A 1,505-nucleotide genomic window follows, 5' to 3' on the forward strand; every position below is an offset into this window, starting at 1 on the left:
CCGCCCCCTCTCCGCGACGAGGGGCGGGGCCCGTCGGCGGTGCCGGGGGTCCGCCGCGGACGCCGGGCCTCCCGTGCTCGGCGGGGACCGGTGCGTGCTGCCCGGCGAGCTCCTCCACCTGCTGCTCGGCCTCCTCGAGCCCGCGCTGGTGGGGCACCACGAGGGTGACCAGCGCGCCGAGCAGGGCCACTCCGGCGAAGACGTGGAACGCCTGGGGGCCGCCCAGGCCGGCCGCGGCGAGCCAGCCGCCGATGATCGGGCCGAAGATGCCGCCGAACCGGCCCGTGCTGGCGCAGAAGGCCACCCCGGCGGCCCGGGCGTCGGTGGTGTAGTAGTTCGACTGGAAGCCGTACACCAGGACCTGGGTGCCGATGGTGCCCACGCCGGCCACGGCGATGAAGAGGAACAGCAGCGGCAGCGGGAAGCTGAAGGTCATCAGGACCAGGGCGATCGCGGCCGGGGCGAACGTCGTGGCGATCATCCGCTGCAGGCCGGTGCGGTCCGCGAGGCGGGAGGCCAGCAGACCGCCGACCAGGGCGGAGCCGTTGAGCACGAGGACGAAGTACAGCGGGCTGATGTCGTGGTCGTAGCCGTTCATGATCACGGCGAGCCAGGTGTTGAGCCCGTAGGTGAGCAGCAGGCCGCAGGAGGACATGACGCCCAGCAGGATCGAGGCGAGGGCGAACTGCCGGGAGAACACGGCCGCGTAGCCGGTCCGGCGCGGCGCGGCGCCGACCTGCTGGATGACCTGCTCCTCGATCAGCGGGACACCGGTCCGGCGGGCCACGGCCTCGGCCCGCTCGGTCTCGCCGCGGCTGAGCAGCCAGCGCGGGGACTCGGGGAGCTTCCACAGCATGAGCGGGACCAGCAGGACCAGGGGCAGGGCCCCGATCAAGATCAGACCGCGCCGGCCCAGGTCGGTGAGCAGGACGATGCCCATCACGGCGGCGAACACCCCGCCGGCGGGGATGCCGGAGTAGACGATGCCGTTGAAGAACTGGCGGCGTCCGGCGGGGGCGAACTCCGCCATGGTGGCGCCGGCGGCACCGCAGACGAGCGAGCCGATGAGCACGCCGAGCAGGGCGTAGGAGCCCACCAGGCCGGCCACTGCCGGCTCCAGGGTCCTGATCTGCGTGGGATCGGCGAGCAGGCCCGGCAGGACCACGCCGTGGACGACGAGGTCGTAGCCGTCGAAGAGCAGGGCCAGGCAGATGACGAAGGCCACGAAGCGGGCGGTCCTCTGCTCGGGCTGCGGGTTCTCCGCGATGATGGGGTGCGGCTGGGTCATGTTCCCCGGAACCTCTCTGGGCGGCGCGCGGGCATGGCGGGAAGCGGGGGAGACCGTCGGTGCGTCCCCTGGCTCCACCCAGCCCGACAGGGCTGTGATCCGGGTCATACGGGGCAAAGCCCCAGCAACGCGCCAGGGGGTGATGCACCTGTGCGGGATGTCATTCGTGCTCTATCGAAGGGTCCTGGATATGGGTCCGGGCCCGTCGTCCGAGGAC

General features: G+C 72.5%; 1 protein-coding gene. It reads right to left on the reverse strand.

Annotation, left to right across the window (positions count from 1 at the left end):
• On the reverse strand, positions 1–1,288 hold a 1,288-nt coding region (locus ACFU0Y_RS18135), incomplete at its 3' end, for an MFS transporter (RefSeq protein WP_380216359.1).
• Positions 1,289–1,505: the final 217 nt, after the last annotated feature.

Origin of the sequence: Kocuria sp. NPDC057446, from assembly GCF_042802875.1 — a bacterium.
Lineage (GTDB): Bacteria > Actinomycetota > Actinomycetes > Actinomycetales > Micrococcaceae > Kocuria.